The organism is Dendrosporobacter quercicolus, from assembly GCF_900104455.1.
GTDB classification, from domain to species: domain Bacteria; phylum Bacillota; class Negativicutes; order DSM-1736; family Dendrosporobacteraceae; genus Dendrosporobacter; species Dendrosporobacter quercicolus.
This window is the reverse complement of record NZ_FNHB01000004.1, coordinates 266,683-273,780: the sequence shown is the minus strand read 5'-3', so window position 1 is coordinate 273,780 and position 7,098 is coordinate 266,683. Positions and strand designations below refer to the sequence as shown.

Here is a 7,098-nt window from a genome sequence, read left to right as displayed (position 1 = left end):
GATGTAACACAATTGATTTGTGTTACATCATACCGGCTGCTTTTATACTAACATACTAAGTTATAATATCTATACACCAATCTGACTTTGGACTAAGAGAATTAGGATGTGATTTACAGTATGGAATTTGTAGAACCAATCAGAAGCAGGAGGCAGATTGCCTACATGAAAAATCATCTGAAAGAACGCAATATTCGTGATTATTTATTATTTGTACTCGGTATTAACAGTGGTTTAAGAATATCCGATCTGCTTTTACTGACAATCGAAGATGTTAATGGTAAAGACCGCCTAACCATTCGGGAAAAAAAGACCGGCAAACTAAAAGACTTCCCCTTGTCAGATACTTGCAAAAAAGCGATTCGCGAATATTTGGATTTTGGTAATACAAGCAGTGGCTGGTTATTTAGAAGTAAAAAAGGCGACAGGCCGATTTCGCGTATCCAGGCTTACCGAATCATCAATGGTGCTGCACGAATTATTGGCATGCAGGAAGCGATTGGCACCCATACCCTTCGCAAGACTTTTGGCTACTGGGCCTATAAAGGCGGCGTTGATATCATTAAAATTCAGAAATTACTCAACCACTCCGCACCAAGCGTAACACTTTCTTATATTGGCATTACCAAGGATGAACTGGATGATGTATATGTAAACTTAAATTTATAAATATTTTACATATTTTGATAATAACACTAGAATGATGAAAGGAAATTTTTAATTTTTGGCGTAATATGTAAAAAGTATGTAACACAAATCAATTGTGTTACATCATACCGGCTAATAATTATTGCAGCAGCTATCTTTGGCGAGTACCCGTGATGTTACTGGTTACTGAGTACGGGGTAAAGAGAGAAGGCGGCAAAGCCAGGCCGGTAAAGATTAGTATAAATTAATTCAGCTGCCGGCAATTAAACTCCTTTTTTAGATGAGCAAGGCCAAGGGACAGCCTAATTTGAAAACGAGTAGTGCGCTAGTGCCTTGCACTAGCTGAAAAGGGGATAGCATATGAATTTTCACGAAGAAATTGAGTTTCTTTTGTATTCAATCAATTGTTCAAATAATGAACAAATTAAATCACATTATTATCAAAAATTAGAAGCTATACTGGAAAATTACATGAAAAGCAAAGCCGAACCGGACAAGCGTACAGGCCCGGCTATGGCAGCTTGGCCTGTCAGTAAACTCAGATGATTTAGCCGGCATTAAAATCATATGTCTTCCGTAATGCAATAACCAGGCGAAAGTCTGGCTTTTTTATACAGGACGTTGTTTACCTGGTTAGTACTCGGTACGAGAAAGGAGTGGTTGAACATGTCAGAGAAAGAATTAAAGAATTTAGACAATCTAAGCAACGGCTATACAACGAAAAAGCTGTGCCGGATTGACAATCTTAAAACTGGAATGAAATTAGGCAAAGACGTCGTTTCTATTGACAGTAGTTTTCTACTGGCGGAGGGTACAACAATAACCCGCGCTCATATTAAGCATTTGAAGGCTTTAAAGCTTAACTCTGTATATGTTGTGGATAGCCCTTGTTGCCGATCCGAGCAGGCTTTGAGTAATTTTGAAAAAAAATATGAAAAAATTATGGTCAGTCTAAAACTTGCTTTTGAGCATGTCCGGATTTTTAATGAAGTTCCCCTGGCCCAAATGCAGGAACTGGTTGATTTTTCGATTAACCCGATGATAGAAACCAGGGGAATTCTGGAATGTTTGCGTAAGATTCAAAAGCAGGACTGTTACACTTACCGCCATTCCTTAAATGTAGCCATTATTGCCGGGATTATTGGAAAATGGTGCAAGTACCAGGGCCGGGAGTTAGCGGATTTGATTTTAGCCGGACTATTGCATGACATTGGCAAAGTGCAAGTGCCGGTTTATATTTTAAATAAGCCTGCCCGGCTTACTGACGGCGAAATGCAGGAAATCCGGAAACATCCGGAGTATGGCTATAAGCTGCTTAAAGAGCTTGCAGTACCGCAAAAAGTTAAGATGGCGGTATTGCAGCATCATGAACGTAAGGACGGCAGTGGTTATCCTAAAGGGCGGACTGGTCAGGAAATCTGTGATTATGCCGCGATTATTGCGGTGGCTGATGTGTATGATGCGATGACGACAACCAGGGTTTACCGCAGCAAACAGACACCACTTCTGGCGGCTGAAGTTTTACTGGAGCAAATGTACTCCCAACTGGATCCTTATGTTTGCAATACCTTTTTAACCTACCTGAAAAATAGCTGTATTGGCGCCAGCGTACGCTTAAGTGACGGGCAGTTGGCCTGGATTATCCATATCGGTCAGCAAAAAGTTTGCCGGCCTATCGTTCGAACCGCTGACGGCCAGCTGATAAACCTGGAACTCCAGCGGAACCTGGAGCTGCTGGAGTTCATCTGAAAACCGGTGTATTGACATCCGGAGTATTTGGTATTATGATAAAAAAAACAGGTGTGTGGCCATACAATGATGTATAAACTAAGCATAAAAGCAATTGCAGCTTTAGCTTAGTTTATTTTTTTAAACTGCAGCACATTGCACTGGAGGGGCTGGATAATGGCGTTGCGCGAACTGGATTTAACCATCGGTCAGATTATTGCCCAATACCCGGAAACGAGGATGATCTTTGTAAATAATGGTTTCCCCCTGTTTGCTGATGACCGGGTAATTGAGGAACTGGGACCGATTTTAAAATTAAAGACTGCCCTCAGAAGCAAGGGGATCAATGACCGGTTATTTGTCCGGCTGCTGCAGGATAAAATCGCTGAGACTGATCGCTGTCGTAAGCTGGAAGCGGGCCAAGATCAACTGTCCGGCAGGCTAAATTTATTAACACTGCTGCCTTGTCCACTGAAAGTTCCGCTGCAAAGTGAATTGAAATTTATTTTAGACCAGCTTCAGCAGGAACGCGGTATTCCCTTAAACTACAGCATTGATATTTCGGCGAATAAGCGGATCAATTATGCGGATTATCTGAAATACTTTGAAGATCCGGATGAATTGCCAGATATTTTGTTGACTACCGGTTATGATATCTTTCATCAGAATTTTATGGAGCGGTTTGTCAAAGCCGGGATATTTGCCAGCCTGCCCAGACGGGCAGTCAATCCTCGCCTGGCTGAAGCCGGAATTATCGACCCTGACGGTTTTTTTACTGTCATTGCCGTTAATACACTGGTCATGACTGTTGATAAAAAACGGCTGGGGAAGTTGGCTTTGCCCAGGGTCTGGTCTGATTTGCTGAAGCCGGAATATGAAAATCAAGTGGTCATGCGCGGTCATGGCAATATTTTCTGCGATGTGCTGCAATTGAACTTTTACAAAGATTATGGCGATTCCGGCTTGGCTGGACTGGCCAGGGCAGTGAAGTACGGGTTGCATCCGGCGGAAATGGTCAAGGCGCTATCCGGCAATCAGGAGGCGATACCGCCAATTCATATTATGCCGCGTTTTTTTGCAGAAACACTGCGCGGGCGCAGCAATATTGAGATTATCTGGCCGGAGGATGGAGCAATGGCCTATCCGGTATCACTGCTGATTAAGTCGGGTAAACTGGCCGAATTGCAGCAGTTGGCCGACTATCTTACCGGACCGGCGTTTGCCGCCCTGTGTGATGAAGCTTTTTTTCCCGCTGTTTATTCACCTGTCAGCAAAAATTTACCCGCGGCGGCAAAATTCAAATGGACGGGCTGGAACTATATAAAAAGCTGCAATATTGAATATTTAATTGATGAATTAAATGAGAAGTTTATTACAGCCCAGCGGGAAGGAGGTTGCCGGAAATGCAATTAGTCACGGTGGCCGGACCGCCTTCCGCCGGTAAAACGGCGGTTATTTTGAAAGTGGTTGAGGCCTTGCAACAACAAAAGGTCAAGGTCGGAGTCGTCAAATTTGACAGCTTATCTACCAAAGACCTGGAGTTATATCAAAACCGCGGTATTCCGGCGCAGGTTGGCTTAGCCGGCAATTTGTGTCCTGATCATTTTTTTATCAGCAATATCCAGGATTGCCTGGATTGGGGCCGCCGCAATCAATTTGATCTGCTGATCAGTGAAAGCGCGGGATTGTGCAATCGCTGTTCGCCACACATTAAAGGAGTGCCGGCAGTGTGCATTGTAGATAATTTAAGCGGTATTTACACTCCGCAAAAAATTGGCCCAATGCTTAAACTGGCTGATATTGTGGTGATTACCAAAGGGGATATTGTGTCCCAGGCCGAGCGGGAAGTTTTTGCCTTTCGCGTGCGCCAGGCCAATCCGGGCGGTACCATCCTGCATGTGAACGGCATCACCGGCCAGGGGGCGTTGGAAGCCAGCAGATTGCTGTATCCGGCCGGTAATCTTGAAAGCCTTAGCGGCTGGCAATTACGGTTTTCCATGCCTGCCGCCACTTGTTCCTATTGTCTGGGGCAAACCAAAATCGGCGATGACTTTCAAATGGGCAATGTGAAAAAGATGAGACTAAGCTAACCAGTGCTGTGGGGAGGATAAACTATGGGCCAAAACAGGTTGTTTAAGATGACTGTTGCTGAAATGTTTGCCGCCTATCCGTATGCCGAGGATTTTTTTGCCTTTCTGCCTGTCCGGCCCCAGCCGGAGCTGGTGCTGGCCGATTTATTCGCCAGGCTCGATGAGGACTACTTAGAGGAACTGGGGCTCAGCCGCGCCGGGCTTATCCGGCAATTCACCGAATTTATGGGTAAAATGGAAGAAATCAGCCGTCAGCCTGAGCCGGTAACTTCGATTACCATTCTGGGCGGACATGATAAGGATGGCGTTGAAGAAAACCTTGCTTTGACCATTGAAGCGGGGGAAATTGTTTGTATTGTAGGGCCAACCGGTTCAGGGAAGAGCCGGCTGCTGGCCGATATTGAGTGGCTGGCCCAGCGGGATACGCCAACAAACCGCCAGATATTGATTAATGGCCGGCAACCGGACAGTAAGCGGCGGTTTGCGGTTGAACAAAAACTGGTTGCCCAAATCTCACAGAATATGAACTTTGTAATGGATCTGACAGCGGCCGAATTTGTGCACATGCATGCCGAAAGCCGGATGGTTGAGCATCTCGAAGCGGTAACGGCAAATGTTCTGGAAATAGCCAATCAACTGGCCGGTGAAAAATTTCGGCCTGATACGCCGGTGACCGCCTTAAGCGGCGGGCAGTCCCGGGCGTTAATGATTGCTGACGCCGCTTTTTTGAGCGTCTGCCCAATTGTATTAATTGATGAACTGGAAAATGCGGGAATAGATCGCCGGCAGGCTTTGCAACTGCTGACGGCAAAGCAAAAGATTGTGTTCATGGCCACGCATGATCCCATCCTGGCCTTAATGGGCGAACGCCGTATGGTGATCAAAAACGGCGGGATCAGCAAGATCATTGCAACATCGCGGCAGGAGCGGGCGAACTTGGCGCGATTAGAAAAGCTGGATCTTCAATTGTCGGAGATCCGGGAGGCGCTCCGCCGTGGTGAAAAACTCGGAACAATTGCCTTTGCATTTGATTAACTGAATAACAATTCACCCTTTACACCTCCTTTCATATTCTAAAGCAGATGCAGCTTATTTTGCTTTAGAATGAAAGGAGGTTTTGTGATCGGTGAAAGCTGAACGAGGCAGTAATCAACACTTACCGGCCCTGCTGGTTATTTTTGGCGGAACCGGTGACCTGGCCCGCAGAAAACTGTTGCCGGCCTTATACAATTTGCTGTGTGACGGGTTGTTGCCGGAACATTTTGCCGTGGTAGCGGCAGGCCGCAGGGAAAAGACAACGGAACAATACCGCAGCGAAGTGTTCACGGCGATTACTGCCTATTCACGCAATGCAGTAACTGCTGAAAACTGGCGGATATTTCAGCCGCTCATTCATTATGTCCGCCTGGACTTTCTTGACGTTGCAGGCTATGCCCGGCTGCACAGCATTCTGGAGGGAATTGACCGGCGCCATGCTACCGCCGGTAACCGCATTTTTTATCTGGCTGTTGCTCCTGAGTATTTCGAACCAATCGTACAGGGGCTGCGCGATCAGCAAGATCCGGCTGAGTGCAGAGGCTGGAAACGGCTGGTTATTGAGAAACCTTTTGGCAGAGATTTACAGAGCGCCGTCCGATTGAATGATAAACTTAGTGCGGTATTTAGTGAAAACAATATCTACCGGATTGATCATTATCTCGGCAAGGAAATGATTCAGAATATCATGGTGCTGCGGTTTTGCAATTCCGTGTTTGAGGCTGTCTGGAGCAATAAATATATCGACAATATTCAAATTTTACTGAGTGAGCAGGCCGGTATTGGCAGCCGCGGCGGCTATTATGAAACGGCGGGGGCAATGCGGGATATGGTGCAAAACCATATTTTGCAAACCTTGTCGCTGGTTGCGATGGACCCGCCGGTAAGTTTGCAGCCTGATGCAATCAGAAGCGAAAAGCTTAAAGTCATCCAGGCGCTTGAGGTATTTACCCCGGCAATGGTTGCTGAAAATGTTATTTTCGGCCAATATGACCAGGGGATGGTCAAGGATCAGCAAGTGAAGGCATACCGGCAGGAAGACAAGGTAGCTGCAGATTCGGTAACGGAAACTTTTGTGGCGATGAAGCTGTATATTCAAAATTTTCGATGGTCAGGAACCCCGTTTTATCTTCGAACCGGAAAACGTTTAGGCAGCAGTGAGGCGAAAATTGTCATCCAGTTCAAGCCTTTACCGCCGGTGCTGTATCTGCGCAAGCAACCGCTGGAGCAGCCGAATGCATTGATGATTAAAATTCAGCCCGAAGTGGGGGTTTGTTTCCAGTTTAGCACCAAAAATTTCAACTCAAAAGAAGAAATTGTTTCAGCGCGGATGGACACCGGCAATGTTTCCAGCAGTAATGGTAATACTCCCGAAGCCTATGAACGGTTGATTGTCGATATTTTACGCGGCGACACCACCTTGTTTTCACGCTGGGATGAGGTGGAAGCTTCCTGGGCGTTTGTCGACCGTCTGATTACCGGCAGACGACTGCAAAGCTTTCCTAATTACGCCGCAGGCTCCATGGGGCCGGCCCAGGCGGACGAACTGATCAGGCGGGATGGACGGAAATGGTGGGATTGAGTAAAGAGGGGAGCG

Annotated in this window: 7 protein-coding genes; all 7 read left to right on the top strand. The window is 46.2% G+C overall.

Annotation, left to right across the window (positions count from 1 at the left end; all coding sequences use genetic code 11):
• The first annotated feature begins 165 nt into the window (after positions 1-165).
• On the top strand, positions 166-669 hold the full coding sequence (locus tag BLR06_RS10555) for a site-specific integrase (RefSeq protein ID WP_245698111.1): 504 nt from the start codon (positions 166-168) through the stop codon (positions 667-669).
• Positions 670-1,008: 339 nt separating this feature from the next.
• Positions 1,009-1,194, top strand: coding sequence for a hypothetical protein (locus BLR06_RS10550; protein WP_092072587.1), 186 nt, complete (start codon positions 1,009-1,011; stop codon positions 1,192-1,194).
• Positions 1,195-1,314: 120 nt separating this feature from the next.
• The gene (locus tag BLR06_RS10545; RefSeq protein ID WP_092072584.1) at positions 1,315-2,397 is read left to right on the top strand and encodes an HD-GYP domain-containing protein; all 1,083 of its coding nucleotides are present in this window, start codon (positions 1,315-1,317) and stop codon (positions 2,395-2,397) included.
• Positions 2,398-2,553: 156 nt separating this feature from the next.
• Complete coding sequence (locus tag BLR06_RS10540) at positions 2,554-3,789, top strand: ABC transporter substrate-binding protein (protein WP_092072581.1); 1,236 nt, start codon at positions 2,554-2,556, stop codon at positions 3,787-3,789.
• Entirely contained in the window at positions 3,780-4,466 is a 687-nt protein-coding gene (locus BLR06_RS10535; RefSeq protein ID WP_092072579.1) for a GTP-binding protein, read from the top strand. The genes BLR06_RS10540 and BLR06_RS10535 overlap by 10 nt, the downstream gene beginning before the upstream one ends.
• 24 nt (positions 4,467-4,490) lie before the next feature.
• Positions 4,491-5,501: an ATP-binding cassette domain-containing protein gene (locus BLR06_RS10530; protein WP_092072576.1), complete on the top strand. Its 1,011-nt coding sequence runs from the start codon at positions 4,491-4,493 to the stop codon at positions 5,499-5,501.
• 91 nt (positions 5,502-5,592) lie between these two features.
• Positions 5,593-7,083: a glucose-6-phosphate dehydrogenase gene (gene zwf / locus BLR06_RS10525; RefSeq protein WP_092072573.1), complete on the top strand. Its 1,491-nt coding sequence runs from the start codon at positions 5,593-5,595 to the stop codon at positions 7,081-7,083.
• Positions 7,084-7,098 lie beyond the last annotated feature (15 nt).